Annotated in this window: 22 protein-coding genes and 2 riboswitches; of the genes, 9 read left to right on the forward strand and 13 right to left on the reverse strand. The window is 57.7% G+C overall.

All coding sequences use genetic code 11. From position 1 onward, the window contains the following. Positions 1–716, forward strand: a 716-nt coding sequence (locus B2W52_RS01015; RefSeq protein WP_286801018.1) for a substrate-binding domain-containing protein, incomplete at its 5' end; no start/stop codon positions are given. A 66-nt stretch (positions 717–782) separates the two neighbouring features. Here B2W52_RS01015 and B2W52_RS01020 read toward each other — a convergent pair. The 5 genes from B2W52_RS01020 to B2W52_RS01040 all read right to left on the reverse strand — a co-directional run bounded on the left by B2W52_RS01020 (position 783) and on the right by B2W52_RS01040 (position 4,874). Beyond that, positions 783–1,085, reverse strand: a complete 303-nt coding sequence (locus B2W52_RS01020; protein ID WP_008177357.1) for a monooxygenase — start codon at positions 1,083–1,085, stop codon at positions 783–785. Positions 1,086–1,183: 98 nt separating this feature from the next. Continuing rightward, a complete protein-coding gene (locus B2W52_RS01025) occupies positions 1,184–2,119 on the reverse strand; it encodes an EamA family transporter (protein WP_050898359.1) in 936 nt (311 codons plus the stop codon). A gap of 90 nt (positions 2,120–2,209) precedes the next feature. Continuing rightward, positions 2,210–3,556, reverse strand: coding sequence for an NADP-specific glutamate dehydrogenase (gdhA, locus tag B2W52_RS01030; protein ID WP_008177353.1), 1,347 nt, complete (start codon positions 3,554–3,556; stop codon positions 2,210–2,212). 13 nt (positions 3,557–3,569) lie between these two features. Beyond that, the gene (gene rnk / locus B2W52_RS01035; protein ID WP_008177352.1) at positions 3,570–3,956 is read right to left on the reverse strand and encodes a nucleoside diphosphate kinase regulator; all 387 of its coding nucleotides are present in this window, start codon (positions 3,954–3,956) and stop codon (positions 3,570–3,572) included. Positions 3,957–4,274: 318 nt separating this feature from the next. Further along, entirely contained in the window at positions 4,275–4,874 is a 600-nt protein-coding gene (locus tag B2W52_RS01040) for a trimeric intracellular cation channel family protein (RefSeq protein ID WP_227497903.1), read from the reverse strand. 40 nt (positions 4,875–4,914) lie between these two features. Next, positions 4,915–5,013: riboswitch (glycine riboswitch) on the reverse strand. Beyond that, positions 5,014–5,099: riboswitch (glycine riboswitch) on the reverse strand. A 218-nt stretch (positions 5,100–5,317) separates the two neighbouring features. On the opposite strand from B2W52_RS01040, the gene B2W52_RS01045 reads away from it, so the two are divergent. After that, complete coding sequence (locus B2W52_RS01045; protein WP_094182574.1) at positions 5,318–5,710, forward strand: NADPH-dependent FMN reductase; 393 nt, start codon at positions 5,318–5,320, stop codon at positions 5,708–5,710. A gap of 70 nt (positions 5,711–5,780) precedes the next feature. Here the strand turns inward: B2W52_RS01045 and codA are convergent, their stop codons facing one another. The 7 genes from codA to B2W52_RS01080 form a co-directional block, all read right to left on the reverse strand. After that, positions 5,781–7,010, reverse strand: coding sequence for a cytosine deaminase (codA, locus tag B2W52_RS01050; protein WP_008177348.1), 1,230 nt, complete (start codon positions 7,008–7,010; stop codon positions 5,781–5,783). A gap of 33 nt (positions 7,011–7,043) precedes the next feature. Beyond that, on the reverse strand, positions 7,044–7,748 hold the full coding sequence (locus tag B2W52_RS01055; RefSeq protein WP_273073017.1) for a PucR family transcriptional regulator: 705 nt from the start codon (positions 7,746–7,748) through the stop codon (positions 7,044–7,046). Then, entirely contained in the window at positions 7,749–9,032 is a 1,284-nt protein-coding gene (gene codB, locus B2W52_RS01060) for a cytosine permease (RefSeq protein ID WP_286801019.1), read from the reverse strand. It lies immediately after the preceding gene. 250 nt (positions 9,033–9,282) lie between these two features. Continuing rightward, positions 9,283–10,464, reverse strand: coding sequence for an acyl-CoA dehydrogenase (locus tag B2W52_RS01065; RefSeq protein WP_286801021.1), 1,182 nt, complete (start codon positions 10,462–10,464; stop codon positions 9,283–9,285). A 42-nt stretch (positions 10,465–10,506) separates the two neighbouring features. Further along, entirely contained in the window at positions 10,507–11,661 is a 1,155-nt protein-coding gene (locus tag B2W52_RS01070) for an acyl-CoA dehydrogenase family protein (RefSeq protein WP_273073019.1), read from the reverse strand. A gap of 9 nt (positions 11,662–11,670) precedes the next feature. Next, complete coding sequence (locus B2W52_RS01075) at positions 11,671–12,867, reverse strand: acyl-CoA dehydrogenase family protein (RefSeq protein ID WP_286801022.1); 1,197 nt, start codon at positions 12,865–12,867, stop codon at positions 11,671–11,673. A 23-nt stretch (positions 12,868–12,890) separates the two neighbouring features. Further along, positions 12,891–13,667, reverse strand: a complete 777-nt coding sequence (locus B2W52_RS01080) for an enoyl-CoA hydratase (RefSeq protein ID WP_008177331.1) — start codon at positions 13,665–13,667, stop codon at positions 12,891–12,893. 215 nt (positions 13,668–13,882) lie between these two features. Between B2W52_RS01080 and B2W52_RS01085 the strand changes: the two genes are divergently transcribed. The 6 genes from B2W52_RS01085 to B2W52_RS01110 all read left to right on the forward strand — a co-directional run bounded on the left by B2W52_RS01085 (position 13,883) and on the right by B2W52_RS01110 (position 20,303). Then, positions 13,883–15,547, forward strand: coding sequence for an AMP-binding protein (locus B2W52_RS01085; protein WP_273073020.1), 1,665 nt, complete (start codon positions 13,883–13,885; stop codon positions 15,545–15,547). 36 nt (positions 15,548–15,583) lie between these two features. After that, positions 15,584–16,351, forward strand: a complete 768-nt coding sequence (locus tag B2W52_RS01090) for an SDR family NAD(P)-dependent oxidoreductase (protein WP_053113897.1) — start codon at positions 15,584–15,586, stop codon at positions 16,349–16,351. 45 nt (positions 16,352–16,396) lie between these two features. After that, positions 16,397–17,179: an enoyl-CoA hydratase-related protein gene (locus B2W52_RS01095; RefSeq protein ID WP_053113894.1), complete on the forward strand. Its 783-nt coding sequence runs from the start codon at positions 16,397–16,399 to the stop codon at positions 17,177–17,179. Positions 17,180–17,238: 59 nt separating this feature from the next. Then, positions 17,239–18,378, forward strand: coding sequence for a cyclohexanecarboxyl-CoA dehydrogenase (aliB, locus tag B2W52_RS01100; RefSeq protein ID WP_053113891.1), 1,140 nt, complete (start codon positions 17,239–17,241; stop codon positions 18,376–18,378). Positions 18,379–18,442: 64 nt separating this feature from the next. Beyond that, a complete protein-coding gene (locus B2W52_RS01105; RefSeq protein ID WP_053113889.1) occupies positions 18,443–19,654 on the forward strand; it encodes an ABC transporter substrate-binding protein in 1,212 nt (403 codons plus the stop codon). Positions 19,655–19,832: 178 nt separating this feature from the next. Next, positions 19,833–20,303, forward strand: a complete 471-nt coding sequence (locus tag B2W52_RS01110) for a MarR family winged helix-turn-helix transcriptional regulator (RefSeq protein WP_008177322.1) — start codon at positions 19,833–19,835, stop codon at positions 20,301–20,303. A 42-nt stretch (positions 20,304–20,345) separates the two neighbouring features. On the opposite strand, the gene B2W52_RS01115 is transcribed toward B2W52_RS01110, so the two are convergent. Beyond that, positions 20,346–20,738 (reverse strand): glutaredoxin family protein, encoded by a 393-nt coding sequence (locus B2W52_RS01115; RefSeq protein WP_053113887.1) that lies wholly within the window; start codon positions 20,736–20,738, stop codon positions 20,346–20,348. Between the two features lie 160 nt (positions 20,739–20,898). On the opposite strand from B2W52_RS01115, the gene B2W52_RS01120 reads away from it, so the two are divergent. Further along, positions 20,899–21,776, forward strand: an 878-nt coding sequence (locus B2W52_RS01120) for an FAD-binding oxidoreductase (RefSeq protein WP_286801023.1), incomplete at its 3' end; no start/stop codon positions are given.

Below are 21,776 nucleotides of genomic sequence, written 5' to 3' on the forward strand. Positions count from 1 at the left end.
GGCGAGCCGCTCTACCCCACGTCCGGGGCCTGCTGGCAGCGGCAGAATCTTTAAGACAGGAAGTCGAGGCCATCGACGAGCTTGAGACAGGCGAATTGAATATCGGAACCGGCCCCTACCCGGCGCTGGCACTGATGGATAAGGTCTGTGCCCGGTTTGTGGATCAGTATCCGGGAATCCGCCTCAACATTCGGACAGATAACTGGCAGGATTTACGCCTTGCGCTGTTGGACCATGAGATAGAGCTCTTTGTGGCCGATACCGGCGAGTTGTCTGGCGATCCCGATCTGGAAATAACCCACTTGCCGCAGCCCGAAGTTGTTGTGTTTTGTCGTCATGATCACCCGTTGGCTCAGGCGACGGGGGTGGTATGGGGAGATTTACTCGATTATCCAATAGCCATGACACGTGTTCCTGAAGATATGGAACGGAATATTCAGGCCATGAGCGCGCAACAAGGGGGGCTGAAACGAAGAATCGAGTGCGACAATATTGCCATGCTTGCGGCCATTGTTACTGGCAGCAAGGCCATCAGTATCGCACCCAGACCTATAGTGGCCGATTTGCTTGATAGCGGAAAGGTGACAACCGTTTCTGTATCCGGGATTGAGACTCTTCGGACCCGCTATGGTGTCTTGCAGCGTTGCGGGAGGCCGCTTTCACCGGCGGCAGCCAAGTTCCATTCCATGGTTCTGGAATTCGCAAAACTGAAATGAACCAGGAACATGGCATTTAAGGCGCATTCCAGAAAGCCAGGTTTGTGAAGCAGGGGCCAACATGATTCAGACCGGACCGTGATCAATGGCGGAAAGGGCCTCGTTCACCTGGAACACTTTGCCGTTGACCTTCGGCACACCGAATTCTTTCAGCCGGGCCGTATGCTTGTTCAGATAGGCCCTTGCACTGCTCTCATCTTCGAAGAGATAGATACCGCCCGCCTCGCAGGAGTCGGGATTTTCTGTCCAAATCTTCCAGAGAAACCCCGGCTCCCTGGCAATAGACTCGGCAAGCTCGGCCATCGCACTCGCCATCTCATCGCCAAACGGGCCGTCGTAAGGAAAATCCAACTGTAGCAGGGTTCTCATCGTTCACGTCCTCCTGAGTTCATCAATGCATCATAGCCCTAACCCACACTAGTGCAGGCAGGCGTCATTTTCTGGCCCACAAGCCATTTCCCGGAACTTCAACTCTCTCCCGACACCGTGGAATCCAGATCCGCAAGCACTCCCGGTATCTCCTCAGCTTCTGAACGTCGGTTCAGCAGCAACGCCTGCGCAATACCCGCCAGAATGATCAGGGCGCAGCCGGCCAGCTGGAGGCTATTCAGGCCCTGATCAAACAGTATCCACGCAAGCGCCACAACGGTAATGGGCTCCAGATAAGCCAGGGTGCCGAACGTGGCCGCGGGCAGAGACCTCAGAGCGATAACGGCCAACAGGATGGCCAGGAAACCCGGCAGAATACCGGCAGCAATCAACCACCCCCACTGCGCGCCGGAAATGACTTCGCTCTCCAGCAGCACCAGCGGCAACATGCACAAAGCACCAGCGAGCATCTGGTAACCACTGCGGCTGAACACATGAACACGGTCATCCATGGAACGATTGGTTAACATAAACGCCGAGTAACAGAGCATGGCGCAGAAAGCATAGGCCAGACCGATGGCTTCTTCTGCCCGTCCACTCAGGTTGAAGTTGAATTCCATCATCATGGCGAAGCCCAGCAGCGCGAATCCGACCAATCCAACACTGGCCGAGGTGAGGCGCTCTCCGAGAAAGAAATGAGCCGCCACAGAGGCCGTCACTGGTGCCAGATAAAGCACCAAAACAGCGTTCGCCATACTGGTGTAATCCATTGCCAGGATGTAAAACATCACGAAACCCGCCAGGAAAGCACCGGTTACCAACACCTTCATACCGGGCCACATAAAGATCTTGCTGTGTTGCCTGGTTGCCAGCAGATAAACCGCCACCAAAACGGCCCCAATGAAGAGCCTATAGAAGGTAACCGTCTCGGCCCCCACCCCCGCATAGACCGAAATGGCACCGATCGTTCCCATAAAAACTGCGGAGAACGCTGCGGATAGTAAAAAGACTCCGGATCTCGATACTGAAGTCATGCTACCTCTGAATTAATGAATACCCCGTTTAGTCCCGCCTCGGCAAAGGGCAGGCCTGCGCTACACGAACAGAAGGCGCCTCCAGACTATTTAAATAACCCCAAACGCCAGCATCGCATCAGCAACCCGGCAAAAGCCTGTGGTATTGGCGCCAAATACGTAGTCTCCCGGCCGGCCGTATTCTTCAGCGGTTTCAAAACAGGAGCGGTGAATTTCGATCATGATGTCCTTAAGGCGGTGTTCGCTGTAATCGAAACTCCAGGAGTCCCGGGAGGCGTTCTGCTGCATTTCCAGCGCGCTGGTAGCCACGCCACCGGCATTAGCCGCTTTTGCAGGACCAAATAAAATGCCGGCGTCGCGGAACAACTTCACCGCGTCTGGAGTGCACGGCATATTGGCACCTTCAGCAACCGCCAGGACGCCATTGCGAATCAACGCCTTCGCGTCGCCCCCGGTCACCTCGTTCTGAGTGGCGCACGGCAGGGCTACCTGACAGGACAGTTCCCAAATGGACGCCCCGCGCACGTAATCGCTTCCATTCTGCCGCCGGGCGGCATAATCGCTGATTCGGCCGCGTTCCGTCTCTTTGATCTGGCGAACCAGCCCAACATCGATTCCGGCCGGGTCGTAAACGTAGCCACTGGAATCGGAGCAGGCGATCACCCTGCCCCCAAACTGCTGAACCTTCTCCATCGCATAAATTGCGACGTTCCCGGAGCCGGAAACTACCACGTCCTTGCCCTCCAGATCGGAACCTTGAGCCGCCAGCATCTCCCGGACAAAATAAACCGTTCCGTAACCTGTCGCTTCCTTGCGCACACGAGCACCGCCCCATCCGAGGCCCTTACCAGTCAGCACGCCAGATTCGTAACGGTTGGTGAGGCGCTTGTATTGCCCGAACAGAAAACCAATCTCCCTGGCTCCTACGCCGATGTCGCCTGCTGGCACGTCGGTGTACTCGCCAATATGCCGATACAGTTCGGTCATGAAGGATTGGCAAAACCGCATGATCTCATTGTCAGATCGGCCCTTGGGATCAAAGTCGGAACCACCCTTGCCTCCGCCGATCGGCATACCGCTCAGAGAGTTCTTGAAGATCTGCTCGAAACCCAGAAATTTCACCACGCCCAGATTGACGGAAGGATGGAACCGCAAGCCCCCCTTGTAGGGCCCAAGGGCCGAGTTGAATTCAACGCGAAACCCCCGGTTGATCTGCACGGTACCAGAGTCATCCACCCAGGGGACCCTGAAAATGATTTGCCGCTCTGGTTCGCAAATACGCTCAAGGAGCTTCGCTTCCTTATACTCGGGATGCTTGGCAATCACCGGCGCCAGCGAGTCGAGAACTTCCAGAACGGCCTGATGAAATTCAGGTTCCGCGGGATTTCTCAGGACGACCTGCTCATACAGCTGGTCAAGGGGGGCTTTCTGGTGCATGCATCTTCCTCGTTCAGTTTGCGTGAGTCACATGGATAATTTTCAGACGCAGCTGGTTCTTTCCAGCCAAAGGCCAATCAATACGATCGCCTACCCGAAGACCCAGCAAGGCTGCACCCGCCGGAGCCAGGACGGATACACACTCCTCGCTTCCGTCTCGCGGGGTCGAGTACACGAGTCTCTTCGTGTACTCGGCGTCGTTACTCTCATTTTTAAAATGGACCAGAGAATTCATGGTGACGGTGCCGGAAGGCAGCTTTTCGGCATCAACCAGAGTTGCTCTATCAAGCTCGAGCGCAAGCGCTTCGGCTGTTTCAGTGCCATGTAGCTGTTTCTCCAACATCGCAGATAAACGATCAAAATCCTGTTCTAAGACATAAATAGCTGGACGTTCGGACATACCGACTCCTATAGGCCCGCAAGGCAAGGTTCAGTTAGGGGATGTGTTCAGAGGGTTTCGCCGAATTCGACGAGGGATTCGACGAATTCAGCGAAAGGAATGGCAAATACGGCGAGGCCCGGCAGCCAGAAATGCCGCCGCTGATAAAACGGAATGGATGAAGTAAAAACCGGTTTTCATTTTGAAACTCAGCGACTCTGAAAAAGGAAAAATCTTAGCAAGCTACGTTAGCTCAGTTCACGAGGAAATGAAACGATGAAAAGGTCTGAGGCTAGACCATGCCCACAATTCGAGGGCTTTCTCAAACCCACATCGCGCTCATTCCCAGCGTGTCTGCGAATAGCTGAATACTGGCAACGACAACCCCCAGCGAATGGCCGCCATACGCAGAAGCAGCCCGAGACTGAAAGCGGCCAAAAGAGTGACATTCTCGCCCACCCCTTGGCGAAGCAAGGTCAGGTACAGGAAAGCCACCATCAGTGAAACGCTGGCGTAGAGTTCGTGGCGCAGCACCTGCGGGGTGCGGTTACATAAGATATCCCGGATGATACCGCCAAAGATCCCTGTTGTGATGCCGGCCATGACCACCACCACGGTGTCATAGCCCAGCTTGAGCGCGACATTGCAGCCAATAACCGTAAAAGCCACCAGACCTATGGCATCCAGAACCAGAAACAACTGATGCAGATGCCGCATGAAGCGCGCAATCACGATGGTGACCAGGCCACCGGTAATGGTCATGTAGATATAGCGAGGGTGCTGGGTCCAGGTGACTGGGAAATTACCCAGAAGAATGTCCCGGACAGTTCCGCCACCAAGGGCGGTAAAAAACGCAATTACAGCGACACCAAACAGATCCATGTTCCTCCGCCCGGCGGTGAGGGCTCCCGACATGGCTTCGGCGGTAATGGCAATCATATAGATAGAGGTCAGCACACAGGACTCCTGAGTTTCTGTGGCCTCTCCCCCTGTCCCTGATACCTGAGAGTTTACAGAGCCTGGCTCTGCTTGCCCCTTCGGTGGACTGCGGTGGCAGTCGCTCTCCAGACGGCGTTAGATGATGCTCGCAGTACCTGTGCCTGAGCGTTTATGGGAGTTTGCGCCTTCGGCGGGGCCAACGGCCCACTCTCCTGCGAGACCGGGCATTATAGAGAGATAGGAAGCTAACGTCGAGCGAGGCGGCGGGCTGATAGGCTCAGAATTTTTGACTAATTCTTACTGGTTACTCCGTTATCTTTTTGAAGAGGCGCCCTTTATGCTGCTTTTCCAAGCAGACATTCCTACACGGATTCACTAAGCAGCCTTCGACGGCTTGTGGCCGCTATCTAAGGACACCCCATGAAACTACAAACCATCCTCGCATGCAGAAATATGAGCATGAGCACACCAAAGCCTGGTCAGCGAGCGTAAATAAGGCAGATGCCTACGTCTTCGTCATTCCCGAGTACAATTTTTGCCCGCCGCCATCGTTCACGAACGCGTTGAACTACGTCTACAACGAGTGGAACTATAAGCCTTGCGGGTTTGTCAGCTACGGCGGTGTTTCCGGTGGACTCCGTTCAGCCCAGGTTGCCAAGCAGCTGGTTACTACGCTGAAAATGATGCCGATGGTGGAAGGAGTAATGGTGCAGATGCCGTGGGAGAAACTGGATGACCAGCGCAACTTCCTCCCTGCCGAGCATCACACCGGCTCTGCCAATGCCATGCTGGACGAAATGGCGAAATGGGCAACGGCCCTGAAGTCGCTACGCTGAACACCAGAGTAGTTGAGCAGATTCCCCGGTTAGCAAACCGGGGAATCTGTAGCTTCTACTTCAACGGGCATCAACCCTGCCGGTTTATCAGAACACGGCCATCACGAATAGACGCGGCAACCGGCAACTGGCCCAACAGCACCTCGTAGGGCGACTGCCCCTGCAGAACAACACAGCGAGCCGGAAGTCCCTCCTCGATGCCGTATTCGTCCAGATCCAATGCTGCAGCACCGTTGTCGGTGATCAGCTCCAGCGACCGATCAATCCAACCCATGCCCAGCATGTGGCAGGCGTGCAGGCCTACGTCCAGGGTACGGAGCATGTTGCCGTTGCCCAGTGGATACCAGGGATCGCGGATGGAATCCTGGCCGAAGGCCACCTTCAGTCCCGCATCCAGCAGTTCCGGAACCCGGGTCAGGCCACGACGTTTCGGATAACCATCGAAGCGGCCCTGCAGGTGCAGGCTTTCGGTGGGCATCGACAGGAAGCGCAGGCCGGATTTCTTCAACAGGCGGAACAGCCGGCTGCAGTAATGGTCGTTGTACGAGCCCATGGCACAGGTATGGCTGGCGGTGACCCGTGAGCCATAATCCAGCTTGAGCGCCTCGGCAGCGAGCACTTCCAGGAATCGGGATTCGGGATCGTCGATCTCGTCGCAATGCACGTCTACGAGAAGGTCGTTTTTGTGGGCCAACGCCACCAGCCATTGAACCGATTCAACGCCGTAATCTCGAGTGAATTCGAAATGGGGAATGCCACCGACCACATCGGCCCCCAGACGAACCGCCTCTTCCATCAGCTCCTTGCCCTGGGGAAATGACCAGAGACCTTCCTGGGGAAAAGCGACAATCTGCAGGTCTACTGTGTCAGCCATACGCTCACGCACTTCCAGCATGGCCTTCAGCCCTGTCAGCTTGGGGTCCGTCACGTCCACGTGGGTGCGGACGTGCTGAATGCCGTTATCGGCAAACAGCTTCAACGTCTGTTCGGCCCGACCGATCACGTCGTCGTGAGTCAGGCTGGCTTTGCGCTCAGACCAACACTCGATACCTTCAAACAAGGTACCACTCTGGTTCCAGCGTGGCTCGCCGGCGGTCATGGCCGCATCCAGGTGGATGTGCGGCTCCACGAAAGGAGGAGCGACCAGATTTCCGCCGGCGTCCAGCTGGTTCTCGGCAACGCTTTCAGTCGCATCCTGCGCCGTGACACTGCTGAATTTTCCATCGGTGATGGTCAGCCGGAATAACCCCTCACGGCCCTGCAACCGAGCATTGGTAATAGCGTTCAGATTTTCACTCATAACATCTCCACACAGATTTTCCGCTGGCTTGAATCATGGCCGCGACAACAGATGGGCCAGCACCAGGGTTTTGAAATATTCATTCGGTTCAGACTCCGGAGGCATCTCCGCGACCAACCGATTCATCCGGTTCCGGATGGTATTTCTATGGCAGCCAAGGGCTTCAGCCATGGCGCACTGGTTTCCACGCTCCTGAAGCCATACCTCCAGGAGATCTCGACTACTGTCCAGCAACCCGGCTTCCACCTCAGGCAGGTACTGCCGGATAAGTCCTTCGAGCTGATGACTGCCGATACCGGCTATCAGCGCCTCCGCCAGCCCGCCTTCCCGGGGCTCTTGCGACCGCTCCGATGCGACAATCGCCCGGGCGATGGTTTCGGTCACATCCACCATTGGCAGCGAGTAAGGCTGCTCAAACAACGGCATGGCCAGCTCATCCGCCAGACGACTTAACATGGCCGGTAGCTGCCCGATGTAGGCATCGCCGGTCAGCACAACCAGCCCCGATATACCGCAGTCCCGACCTTCATAGAGGCACTCGGCCAGATTGGCCGGGCTGCGGTGGCGGCTGATACCGGTGACAAATACCAGCTCGCCACCCCTGACCCAGTTGCTGAAAGACCGGTTCTCCGCCAGATAAGGCCAGCGTACCGTGTTGTCTGCGCCGGAACTCCCACCCCGCAGATGGATGGCCCCGAGGCCAGGGAGTTCCGGAATGTCCCGGCACGTCAGGGCCATTTACACCGCTCCCAGAACCTGGGCCCGGCGATCACGCACAGCCTCACTGACCACAAGCACTACACCATAACTGGCCGCGGCAACCAGTACGCCAACAATCGGCGCGATCCATGGCGAGGTATAGGCCGCTGCCGAGCCTATGGCATAGGCCGCCAGCCCGGGAACGTTGAACGCGGGCAGAGTCGCCGTTTCGAGTGACGGATACTCGCGTTTGTAGCCGATGAAATAACTGGCCATGATGACGCCGCCAATGGGCGGGATGAAGGTTCCAAGCAACACAAGGAACGGGATAAGCCATTCATACATACCCAGAACAGCCAGCACTGTACCGATAGCGGCACCGCCCACTGTGACCAGCTTGCGCCGGCGGGTCCGAATCATATTGCAGCCGGCCACGGCAAAGTTGTATACGGTATTATCCTGCGTTGTCCAAAGATTCAGGAAGAGCATGAGAATACCCAGGGTCGCCAGCCCCTGCGCCACCATGATGTCGACGATATCCGCCTGCTGGTAAACCAGAGCACCAAAGGCGCCAATCAGCGTCATCAATCCATTACCGAGGCAGAACGCCAGTAGGGTCGCAATGACCGCCGTTTTTCCGGATTTGGCAAAACGGGTCCAGTTGGTAGCCTGGGTGCCTCCACTTACGAAAGTGCCGAACACCATGGTAATAGCAGCAGCTACGGTCATTTCGTCTGAGGGGGTAATGGCGAGTAATCCCGAAAATCCACCGGCGTCCGAGGTGGCGATTGTCATACTCACCGCTACCAAAATAATCATCGCCGGCACCGCAAAGCGGGACAGCATTTCCAGCCCCTTATAACCAATGAACGCGGTAATGCAGAAGCCGAAACCGAACACCACCATCAGCGGCGTGGTCCAGCTCTCGGGCAAGCCCGTCAGCTTGACCAGGAGAATGGCCATGGTAGCCGTACCCCAGGCGTACCAGCCGATCTGGGTAAAGCCCAGGATGAAGTCGGAGAGTTTGCTACCCAGCTCACCGAAGGTAAAGCGGGACATCAGTGCCGTATTCAGCCCCGATTTGGCAGCGATATATCCGAGAATAGCGGCATAAGCACCCAACAAAAGGTTACCGGCTGCCAGCACCAGCAGCATCGTTGAAAAATCGAATGCAACACCGATACTGCCGCCCGCCCACATGGTGGCGGTGAAAAAGGTGAAGCCAAGCAGAACCAGGCCCATGGACCAGATACTGCGACGCTGAGCCATCGGCACCGGGCTGAGCGGATAGTCCTGTTCCTGAGGGGTTACTTGTGAGGTCATAGCCTTGTCTCTCTTTGATGAAAACACGAGAGAAAGATGGCAACGTCTGTGCCATGTGGTCCTCACGACCATGATTTGAGAGAGTGGATGACACCTGACCTGTGCACTTTGCACAATCACACCAGGTCGGGATGTCGTCGCATCCCGGGTTCGCCCTGACCTGGTGCAAAAAAGCAGGCCAACGCTCATTTTAGTGCAGGACTGCCCAAAGACCAGACCCTGCAATACCGGCAATCCTGGATGAGAATGATTAAAAGAACGCCTGAATCCCGGTCTGGGCTCGACCCAGAATCAGAGCGTGCACATCGTGAGTGCCTTCATAGGTATTCACCACTTCCAGATTCACCAGATGTCGCGCCACCCCGAATTCATCACTGATTCCGTTCCCCCCGAGCATATCCCTGGCCAGGCGGGCAACATCCAGGGCCTTGCCGCAGGAATTGCGCTTCATGATCGAAGTGATCTCGACGGCAGCCGTGCCCTCATCCTTCATCCGACCAAGACGCAGGCAGCCTTGCAGGGCCAGGGTGATGTCGGTCTGCATATCTGCCAGCTTTTTCTGGATCAGCTGGTTGGCCGCCAGCGGCCGACCGAACTGCTTGCGGTCCAGCACATACTGGCGAGCGGTGTGCCAGCAATCTTCGGCGGCACCCAGAGCACCCCAGGAAATACCGTAGCGGGCGGAGTTCAGGCAGGTGAACGGCCCCTTCAGCCCTCGCACGTCCGGGAAGGCGTTTTCTTCCGGCACAAAGACGCCGTCCATCACGATTTCACCGGTGATCGAGGCCCGCAGCCCTACCTTGCCGTGAATGGCCGGGGCACTCAGGCCCTCCCAGCCTTTCTCAAGCACAAAGCCGCGAATTGCGCCGTCGTCGTCCTTGGCCCAGACCACGAACACATCAGCGATTGGGCTGTTGGTAATCCACACCTTGCTGCCGGTCAGGCGGTAACCGCTGTCCACCTTGCGGGCGCGGGTCGCCATGTTGCCAGGATCGGAGCCATGGTCTGGTTCGGTCAACCCGAAACACCCGATCCATTCTCCGGAAGCGAGTTTGGGCAGATACTTCTGGCGGGTTTCCTCATTACCGAATTCGTAGATGGGCACCATCACCAGAGATGACTGCACACTCATCATGGACAGGTAACCGGAATCCACCCGCTCCACCTCGCGAGCGATCAGGCCATAACACACGTAATTCAGGCCGCTACCGCCGTATTGCTCGGGAATGGTACATCCCAGCAGGCCTGTCTCGCCCATTTCCCGGAATATCTCCGGGTCGGTCTGTTCGTTGCGGAAGGCTTCCAGCACCCGGGGCCGGAGCTTACTTTCGGCAAACTGGCGAGCACTCTCGCGCACCATACGCTCGTCTTCGGTCAGTTGCTGGTCCAGCAACAGCGGGTCTTCCCAGTTGAAACTTGCTTGGTTGGCCATGTTGGTTGTCTCCGTTTGTTGATCTTGTCTTGGGGCGGGTGGTCAGGCCAACTGCTGTGAAGCCTGCCGGGGCACTTCCAGCAGGGCCGAATACTGTCCGAGGTGGAAGTCGTCATCCCCGAACTGATGAGTCAGCATCAACAGGCGCTTGGCGTGGTGGGCCAGTGAATATTCCCAGGTCATACCAATACCGCCGTGCAACTGGACAGACTGCTCGGCAATCAGCTGCGACGCCCGGGCCACGGTGAACTTGGCAGCAGCAAGCCGTCGGCTGCGACTTTCCGAATCCGGGTCGTCTGCCACACAGGCTGCAAGAATGGTCATGGAGCGCGCCAGCTCAAGTTCGCCGCGCATTTCCGCCATCCGGTGCTGGAGCGCCTGAAAGCGGCCAATCGGTGAGCCGAACTGCTGGCGCGTTTTCAGATAGTCCAGAGTCAGCCGGAAGGCCTCCTCCATACTGCCCACCGCCTCGGCGCACTGCGCGGCAACCGCACGGCCACGCTGATAGGCCAGCGCAGGCGCGGCCTTACCCGCCGGCCCGAGCAGGCTATCCGCCTCAACATAGACATCCGCCAGTGCAAGATCACAGGCCCTTGGGCCGTCTATGCAGGGGTAGCCGGTGCGCGAAACACCCTCAGCCCCCGGGTCCAGCAGAAACAGGCTTACGCCTTCACCATCACTCATCCGGGCAGCGACCAGAATGGTGTGGGCAAGCTCGCCGCCGATCACTACCCGCTTGCGGCCGCTCAGACGCCAGCCCCGTTCACAGGGCACCGCCTGGCATTCAATCGCCTCCGGATGGTAGTGGCTACCTGCTTCCTCGTCGGCCACCGTCAACAGACGCTCGCCTGCCGCCACTGCCGGCAGAATCGACTGCCGCTGTTCGGCGGAACCCAGTTGCTCAACCAGGCCGGCAGCATAAATCTGGGAATGCAGGTACGGCTCAAGACACAGGCCCCGGCCGAGCTCCTTCATCACCAGCATGTTTTCCACGCCGGTGCCGCCAAAGCCTTCGTACTCGGCAGCGATGGGCACCGAGGTAATGCCCAGCTCTGACAACTGGCGCCAGAACTCCGGGCTGTAACCCCGGGGGCTTTGGTAAAATACTTCACGCTGCTCAAAACTGTAGGTATTGCGGACCAGACGCTCGACCGTATCCGCCAGCATCTGTTGCTCTTCGTTCAGTTCAAAATTCATAGTCCCCTCCTACAGTTCCAGAACCAGCTTGGCGATGATGTTCTTCTGAATTTCGTTGGACCCGCCGTAGATAGACAGCTTGCGCAGATTAAAGTACTGGCTGGCCGGCGACGCGCTGTAATCCTTTTGCTGCGGCCGCGGCTTCAGCTCCGATTCCAGCTCCGGTTCCAGGAACGGCAGCGCGTTCGGCCCGAGTGCCTTGCGCATCAGGTCTGTAATCGCCTGGCGGATCTCCGAACCCTGGATCTTCAGCAACGAGCTCTCCGCCCCTGGCACCCCACCATCGCGGGTGGCGGCCAGAATGCGAAGGGTGCTCATCTCCACCGCCATCAGGCGCATTTCCAACTCGGCGATCCGGGCGCGAAACAGGGGATCGTCAATCCTTGATTGGCCGGCCACCGTCTCGGCACTGGCAATCTGCTTGAGGTGTGACAGCGCCGCTTTTGACTGGCCGATACCGGCCTGGCCAGTACGCTCGTGGGTGAGCAGATACTTGGCACAGGTCCAGCCCTTGTTCTCCTCACCAACCAGGTTTTCAACCGGCACCCGAACGTTGTCGAAGAACACCTCGTTGACCTCGTGTTCACCATCCAGGGTGATAATCGGGCGCACAGTAATGCCTGGCGTATCCATGTCGATCAGCAGGAAGGAGATGCCCTCCTGCTTCTTGGCGGAAGGATCGGTGCGAACCAGGCAGAAGATCCGGTTGGCATGTTGGCCCAGGGTGGTCCAGGTCTTTTGACCGTTGACCAGGTAATGATCGCCATCCCGCTCGGCGCGGGTTTTCAGGCTGGCCAGGTCGGAGCCGGCGCCGGGCTCGGAATAGCCCTGGCACCACCAGTCCTCGCTGCGCAGAATCCGCGGCAGGTAGTAATCCTTCTGGGTCTGGGTGCCGAACTTGATGATTACCGGTGCCACCATGTTGACGCCGAACGCCACCAATCTGGGCGCTCCAGCGGCGGCGCACTCCTCGTCAAAAATGTGCTTCTGCACCACGGACCAGTCGGTACCGCCATGCTCGACCGGCCAGTTGACGGCATACCAACCCTTCTGGTTAAGAATCTTCTGCCAGCGCTGATGATCCTCTTTGGCAAGTCGACGGCCCAGACGGACATTCTCTGCAAGGTCGGCCGGCAGATTCTGTCCCAGAAACGCCCGCACCTCACTGCGGAAAGCCAGCTCTTCGGGGGTGAAATGAATATCCATAATCGCTCCTGAGCTTGTAAAGGTTAACGGTGCTTCCACTGGGGCTGACGTTTCTCGAGAAAAGCAGTCATACCCTCGCTTCGATCCTCGCTGGAAAAACTGGACCACAGCAGCCGGCGTTCGTATTCAACGCCCGCTCTCAAAGGGGTCTCGAACGCCTGATTAACCGCATCCTTGTTGATCATGGTGGCCATCTGCGAATAGCCGGCGATTTCCCCTGCTACCGCCATGGCCGTATCAAGCAGATCGTCAGTTGGCACGACCCGGCTGACCAGACCACTGCGCTCAGCTTCCTGCGCATCCATCATTCGACCGGTCAGGCACAGGTCCATAGTCTTGGCCTTGCCAATGGCCCGGGCCAGCCGCTGGGTACCACCGGCTCCGGGCAGGGTGCCAATCTTCACTTCCGGCTGGCCGAAGCGGGCGTTATCGGCGGCAATCAGTAGGTCACACATCATCGCCAGTTCACAGCCACCGCCGAGTGCCAGGCCGGCCACCGCGGCAATCACCGGCTTTCGGCATCGGGTCACGGTTTCCCAATTGGCGGAGATGAAGCGCTCACGGTAGGCCCGGGAAAAGTCCAGGGCATGGACTTCGGCAATATCCGCGCCGGCGGCAAAGGCTTTCTCGTTGCCGGTAATGACAACGGCGCGGATGGCCTCATCCGCTTCCAGGACTTCCAGAGCGGAAGTCAGTTCGTTCATCAGCGCGTTGTTCAACGCGTTGTAGACCTCTGGTCGGTTGAGTCTGACCAGGGCCACAGCGTCGTGCTTTTCAAGCAATATATTGCTGTATTCCATAACCATCTCCGCTAACAGATTTTTTCTTATTACTTCTTCATGAAGCCCATGTAGGACTATTTGTCCGATTTCTAGAGGCTACACCCGAATATTTTTTAAGGCAACATATTGACATATTATTTTGAGAAGGCGTATGTTGAAACTGACAAGGCAACGACCTGCTTATGCGGGCTGGCCACCCAACAAAAACAAACCGGACACAACAGGTGAATCAGATGGATACAGGCATCACTCTCAATCCGGAACGCCGTGACGCCATGCTGGAAAGCGGCGCCTGGAACGACAAACTCATTACCGACTACCTGGATCAGGCAGTCGCCAGCACTCCAGACCGGGAAGCCATCGTCGGCTACCAGGTCACCAGCGACACCCGCACCGCCCTCACTTATCGGCAACTCAATAACAAAGTCACCCGCATGGCGGCCGGCCTGGCCGGCATGGGCATCGGTAAAGGCGACGTGGTGGCCTGCCAGCTACCGAACTGGTGGCAGACCACCGCCCTGCATCTGGCCTGCATGCGCATCGGCGCGATTCTGAATCCGCTCATGCCTATTTTCCGGGAGCGGGAACTGCGCTTCATGCTCAAGCATGGCGAGGCCAAACTGCTGGTAATACCAAAGGTCTTTCGTGGCTTTGACTACGAGGCCATGATTGACGGTATTCGGGGGGAGCTGCCGGATCTCGAAACCCTGCTGGTCATCGGGGGAGAGGGCGAGCGTAGCTTTGAACAACGTCTCACGGAGACCCCCTGGGAAGAAAAGCAAGACACCAAGGCCCTGTTTGCCGAGCGCCAACTCACCGCCGACGACGCCATCCAGATCCTTTACACCTCCGGTACCACCGGCGAACCCAAGGGGGTCATGCACTCCTCCAACACCCTGTTTTCCAATGTGCGTCCTTACGCCGACCGCCTGCACCTGAGCTCGGACGACAAGGTGTTAATGGCCTCCCCGGTGGCCCACCAGACCGGCTTCATGTACGGCATCATGATGCCCATTTACCTGGGCACCACCGCCATCCTCCAGGACATCTGGGACGCAGACTACGTCTGCAAGGTGATTGCCGCCGAGAAGCCGGCCTTCACCATGGCCGCCACACCGTTCCTGGCGGATCTGGTGAAAACCGCACCCAAGCACGAGGGCGAACTGGATTCCCTGCGGATCTTTGTCTCAGCCGGCGCCCCCATCCCAAGTGCCGTGGTGGAACAGGCCGGCAAGGTTCTGAAGGCAAAGATTGTCTCGGCGTGGGGCATGACCGAAAACGGCGCGGTCACCATGACCTGCCCGGAAGATCCCGCCGAACGTGCCAGCCAGTCCGACGGCAAGGCCCTGCCCTTCATGGAAGTGAAAGTCACCGACTTCCAGGGCAACGAACTGCCTGCCGGTGAGGAAGGCAGCCTGCTGGTTCGGGGCTCCAGCCTGTTTGTCGGCTACCTCAAGCGCCCCGAACTCTATGGCGTGGACGAAGCCGGTTGGTTCAATACCGGGGACCTTGCACGCATAGACAAGGACGGCTACATCCGCATCACCGGCCGCACCAAGGATGTGGTCATCCGGGGCGGTGAGAACATTCCGGTCGTGGAGGTGGAGAACCTGCTCTACAAGTTCCCCGGTATTGTCGATGTCGCCCTGGTGGGCTGCCCGGACGAACGCCTGGGTGAGCGCCTGTGCGCCTACGTCACCCTCGACGAGAACGCCACCGATCTGACCCTGGACCAGGTCAAGGCCTATCTGACCGATCAGCAACTGTCCAAAAACTACCTGCCGGAATATCTGGAAGTGATCGAGGCCATGCCTCGCACCGCCTCCGGCAAGATCCAGAAATTCAAACTGCGGGAACAGGCGAAAGAAGTGCGCCTGGAGCCGGCCAAACGCGCCTGACCCGACCCATTACTCTGAGCAACAGGAGAACAACCGATGAAAGGTCTTAACGGAAAAACAGTCATTGTTACCGGTGGTGGTGGCGGCATCGGCCGCGCCGTATCCCTGCGCTTCGCCGAAGAAGGCAGCCTGGTTGCGGTTCTGGACCGTGACGAAGCCACAGCCCAGGCCACGGTGGACCTGATCACCGAAGCCGGTGGCAAGGCCCGCGCCTACGCCGCCGATATCACCAATTATGCGGCTATTACCGAGACGGTGGCGGCTATCGAAAGCGATCTGGGCGTGCCCACGGTGCTGGTCAACAACGCCGGTTTCGACCGCTTCATGCCGTTCCTGAAAACCGAGCCCAAGCTCTGGGACCAGCTGATTGCAGTGAACCTCACCGGCGCCCTCAACATGCACCACGTGGTGCTGCCGAAAATGATCGCTGCCGGTGGTGGCAAGGTCATCAACGTGGCCTCCGACGCGGCCCGGGTGGGCTCCTCCGGCGAATCCGTCTACGCCGCCTGCAAGGCCGGCCTGGTGGGCTTCAGCAAGACCGTGGCGCGGGAACTGGCCACCAAAAACATCTGCCTTAACGTGGTCTGCCCCGGCCCCACCGACACCGCGCTGCTCAAGGGCGTGGCGGAAACCGCTCCGAACCCCGAGAAACTCCTGGAAGCCTTCCGCAACGCCGTGCCGATGAAGCGCCTGGCCCAACCGGAAGACTACCCCGGCATCATCGCTCTGCTCGCCAGTGACGACGCCAATTTCATTACCGGTCAGGTGATCAGCGTGTCCGGTGGCCTGACCATGGCCGGCTAAGCGCCCCTTTCCACAAATCAAGACAACGAATCAGGAGCACGCACCATGAACTACGAAGACATTCTCTACGATGAATCCAACGGTGTCGCCACCATCACCATCAACCGCCCGGACCGTTACAACGCCTTCCGCGGCCAGACCTGCATGGAGCTGCTGGACGCCTTCAACCGCGCAGGCTGGAACAAGGACATCGGCGTCATCGTGTTCACCGGCGCTGGCGAAAAAGCCTTCTGCACCGGCGGCGACCAGGGCGCCCACGAAGGCCAGTACGACGGCCGCGGCCTGATCGGCCTGCCGGTGGAAGAGCTTCAGCGCACCATTCGCGAAGTGCCCAAGCCGGTGATCGCCCGGGTCAACGGCTTCGCCATCGGCGGCGGCCACGTGCTGCACGTGATCTGTGACCTGAGCATCGCCTCGGAAACCGCCATCTTCGGCCAGGTCGGCCCGAAAGTCGGCTCGGTCGATCCCGGTTTCGGCACCGCTTACCTGGCGCGGGTCGTCGGTGAGAAGCGCGCCCGGGAAATCTGGTACCTGTGCCGCAAGTACAATGCCCAGCAGGCGCTGGACTGGGGCCTGGTGAACGCCGTGGTGCCGCCGGAGCAACTGGACGAGGAAGTACAGAAGTGGTGTGAGGAAATCCTGGAGAAGAGCCCCACTGCTCTCACCATTGCCAAGCGCTCGTTCAACGCCGATAGCGACAACATTGCCGGTATTGGAGCCCTTGGGATGCAGGCCCTGAGCCTGTATTACGACACGGATGAGTCCAAGGAAGGTGTTAACGCTTTCAAGGAAAAGCGCAAACCGGACTTCCGGAAATTCTACAAGTAAGCGGACCGCTCCGGTGGTCTCAAAGGCCACCGGGTCACAAACAATGCCCGGAGAACACTATGAATTTCGGATTCAATGAAGAACAGAACGCGATTCGCGAGGTTGTGGCCCGCTTTAGCGCCGAGGTGCTGGCTCCGGGCTATCGCAAGCGGGACCAGCAAGGCGTCATCGAAAAGGATGTCATCCGCCAGCTCGGCGAAATGGGGCTGCTCGGTGGCGAACTGCCCGAAGAATTCGGCGGCAGTGGCATGGACTGTGTCACCAGCGGTCTGATCATCGAGGAAATCTCCAAGGGGGATTTCAACGTTGGCTACATTCCGCTGCTGACCTCCCTGAATGGTCAAATCATTGCCAGCCACGCTGCCCCGGACCTGGCGAAGGAGTGGCTGCATGGCATGACCAGCGGCCAGAAAGTGGCCTGCATCGCCCTGACCGAACCCCACGGCGGCTCCGACGCCGCCAACCTGCGCCTGAAGGCGGAGAAGAAGGGCGACGTTTACGTACTTAACGGTGAGAAAACGTCCATCTCCATGGCCGACCAGGCCGACGTGGCGGTGGTGTTCGCCCGCACGGGCACCGTGGAACAACGGGCCTCCGGCATTAGCGCTTTGCTGGTGCCCATGGACAGCCCGGGCATCACCACCACCCGATTTGAAGACAACGGCCAGCGCGCCATCGGCCGCGGCTCCATATTCTTCGACAACGTGGAAGTGCCGGCCCACAACATGATGGGAGACGAGGGCAAAGGCTTCAAACAGGTCATGCAGGGCTTCGATTACAGCCGCGCGCTGATCGGCCTGCAGTGCCTGGCGGTGGCCCAGCAGTCCCTGGATGAAACCTGGCAGTGGCTGACCGAGCGTACCGCCTTTGGCCAGCACCTGTCGGCGTTCCAGGGCCTCACCCATCCACTGGCGGAATACCAGACGTACGTTCATGCCGCCCGCATGCAGTGTTATCAATCGCTCTGGCTAAAAGATAACAACCTGCCTCACAACGCCGAGGCGGCGATGAACAAATGGTGGGGGCCAAAGCTGGCATTCGACGTAGTCAAGCAATGCCTGCTGGCTCACGGCCATACCGGCTGGGGTGAGGATCTGCCGTTTGCCCAGCGCCTGAGAGATGTCCTTGGCCTTCAGATTGGCGATGGCACAGCCCAGATCATGAAAAACATCATTGCGAAGGAATACCTACAGAAGTAAGCAAACCGATCAACCCAACAAAAGCAACAAGAACCGAAACCAGTATCGTAGCGGAGATAGAACAATGAAAAATACAAAAAAGCTTCTGCCCTCAGTCGTTGCCTCAGCTCTTATGGCAGGCAGTGCCCAGGCCGCCATATCTGGAGATACGGTTAAGCTGGGGTATCTCGCTGACATGTCCGGCACATACCGTGACCTTGCCGGCCCTAACGGTTTGACTGCGATGGAAATGGCGGTTGCTGATTTTGGTGGCAAGGTCAACAACGCCAGAATTGAAGTCGTCAGTGCTGACGACCGCAACAGCCCGGACGTTGCTTCCAGCACCGTGCGCCGCTGGGTAGAAAACGACGGAGTCGACATGGTTGGCGGTTTGGTGGCCTCTTCTGTGACAATCGCCACCACCAAGATCCTTGAAGAGAACAACAAACTGGCAATGATCTCCGGGTCCGCAGCCTCAAGCATCACCAACGAACATTGCACCCCAAATCATATTCAGTACGTCTATGACACCTACGCACTGTCCATTGGCACCCCAACCGCGATCGTTCAGGAAGGCGGCAAATCCTGGTACATACTGACCGCAGACTATGCCTTCGGTCATGCCATGGAAGCTGACGTCACACGGGTTGTAGAAGCCAATGGCGGTGAGATTCTGGGAAGCATCCGCCATCCATTCCCGACTCCTGACTTCTCTTCATTTATTTTGCAGGCCCAAGCTTCTGGCGCCGATGTCATCGCTCTGGCAAACGCCGGTGCAGATACCACCAATGCGATCTCCACTGCGGCAGAATTCGGTATTACCCAGTCAGGCCAAACCATTGCCGGTCTTGTCGTATTTATCAGTGACATTCACGCTCTGGGACCCGAAGCGGCCCAGGGACTGCAACTGACTACCGGTTGGTACTGGGATATGAACGACGAGACTCGTGCATGGTCTGATCGTTTCATGGAAGAAACCGGCACCCGTCCAACCATGGTGCATGCGGGCATCTACTCCAGCACGATGCAATACCTGAAGGCGGTAGAAGCTACTGGCTCGGATGACCCCCAAACTGTCCGCCAGCATCTGATAGAGACTCCGATCAACGACATGTTTGCCAAAAACGGTCGTATCCGTGAGGACGGCCGCATGGTTCATGACATGTTTCTGGCTCAGGTGAAAACTCCGGAAGAATCTACCGGCGAGTGGGATCTGTACAAGATCGTTCGAACTATTCCCGGCGACGAAGCGTTCCGACCGCTTTCCGAGAGCAAGTGCAAGCTGATCACCAACTGAGTGAAGACTGCGACTACGGAGTTTCCTGCGAGATCTCAGGAAACTCCGGATTCACAGTGCCCTGCTCCTCCGGCGTGACCCAAGAAAATGCGGAAGATCACCCCGGATCTATGTGAAAATATCGTTGATGAATAGACTCAAACGTCGTGCGAACCATTCTTTACCAACGGGATACGAAATGATCGTCAACGAATCCGGAGGCATCCCCAACCGCCTGTTTTTCCGTCTGTTCCAGACAGGAAACATCCTGCAACGCCAGGTTCAGAATGAAATGGGCATCAGCGCCGTGCAGTGGGCAGTACTGGGTGCATTATCTCGAGAAGGATTCGAAGATGGCACCTCATTCAACCAACTGAAAGAGTACCTCTACGTCAGTCGCCAAAACCTCGATGGCGTGCTCAAACGAATGGAACGAGACGGGCATGTTGTTCGGATACCGGATCCCCAGGATCGCCGAGCTCGACTCGTGGTTCTTACCGAATCTGGCCGCACTTTCTGGAATCGACTTCAGGACACTATTGCCGAATTTTACAGACAGGCCATGCAGGGGATGAGTTTTGATGACGGCGTCAGCCTGCTTCACCTTCTGAAAAAGCTTCAGCATGAACTCATCGACATATCCCTGGAATCGAACATCCCAGGGGAATGATCGTGACTAGCTAACGCCCTCTCCAAAAATCAGCAACGGCAATCAGGCCGGCTCAAACCGCTCCTGTAGCCACGCCTTGATCTCGTCAGACTCATACAGCCAACGATCACTGCCATCCTCCTGATGAATCTTCAGGCAGGGCACCTTGATTTGGCCGCCGCCGGCTTCCAGCGCCGCACGATGTTCCGGGTCATGCTGGGCGTCGCGGGTTTCAATGTTCAGACCGAGCCGTGCGATTTCCTTTCTTACCTTGATGCAGAACGGGCAGGCCTTGAACTGGTACAGGGCGAGGTTTTTGCTGGCCTCGTCGGCGCGGGCTTGCTCTTCAGCACTGCGGGTCACGCTTTCAGGCGTGCTGAGCTTTTCACTGAGCAGCATGAAGGGCGTCAGTACCAGACGCAGGGTGCGAAAAAAATAGCGAATAATAACTCTCATGAGTAAGACTCAAACTCCGGGTTTCTTGGTAAAAGTCGGCCTGAACGATGTCGGCATTCAGGATTGATTTGCGTACTTGATAGCGGTGTACGAGGATATCATTTCAACAGATGAAGTGTTCAGAGTAACGGGGGCAGACCCCTCATTGATGGAGAATCCGATGTCTGAGTCCGGCACCAAATCTCTGCGCAAACCCCTGCGATTCTGGGGTTGGGGCTATGCGGATGAGGATCTGCATCCCGAAGAACACGCCATGATCGAGACCGTTACGAAAATGTTGGTGCCGGAAGGCCTGGTGGAGATTGAGCCACCAAAGGTTGAAGACTTTGACCTCCCAGCATCCCGGTTGCTTTCTGTTCCCGAGCATCTCTCAGACATCATTTCCACTACGAACTACGACCGCCTGGTGCACAGCTACGGGAAGTCCTACGCCGACATGGCCAGGATGCTGATGCGAAAAGTGCCCAACCCGCCCGATGCCGTCGCCTTTCCCAAGACGGAAGACGATATCCAGCAACTGTTTCGCTATGCGGCCGAAGACAATATTGCACTGATCCCGTTCGGTGGCGGCACCAGTGTCTGCGGCGGCGTTGAGCCCGATGTTGGCGACACCTACCAGGCGACGATCAGTGTCGATATGGAAAACCTGAACCAGATTCTGGAGATTGATCCTATCAGTCGTCGCGCCCGGATCCAGGCAGGAATCAAAGGCCCGGATCTCGAGCGGCAACTGAAGCAACATGGTTTGACACTGCGCCATTACCCACAGAGCTTTCCGTTCGTGAGTCTGGGCGGCATGCTGGCAACCCGCGCTGGCGGCCATTTTGCGACCGTATACACGCACATCGAAGACATGGTGGAAGCAACCCGGCTGGTCACGCCAAAAGGCATCATCGAGACCCGCGCTCTGCCCGGCTCAGGCGCGGGCCCTTCGGCAGACCGCATGATCTGTGGCTCAGAAGGTACGCTGGGGATCATTACCGAAGCCACCATGCGATTACAGCATCGACCAAAGTGGCGGGCCACGGCGTCCGTCCG

The sequence above is a fragment of the Marinobacter sp. UBA2498 genome (assembly GCF_002341575.1).
GTDB classification, from domain to species: Bacteria; Pseudomonadota; Gammaproteobacteria; order Pseudomonadales; family Oleiphilaceae; genus Marinobacter; species Marinobacter manganoxydans.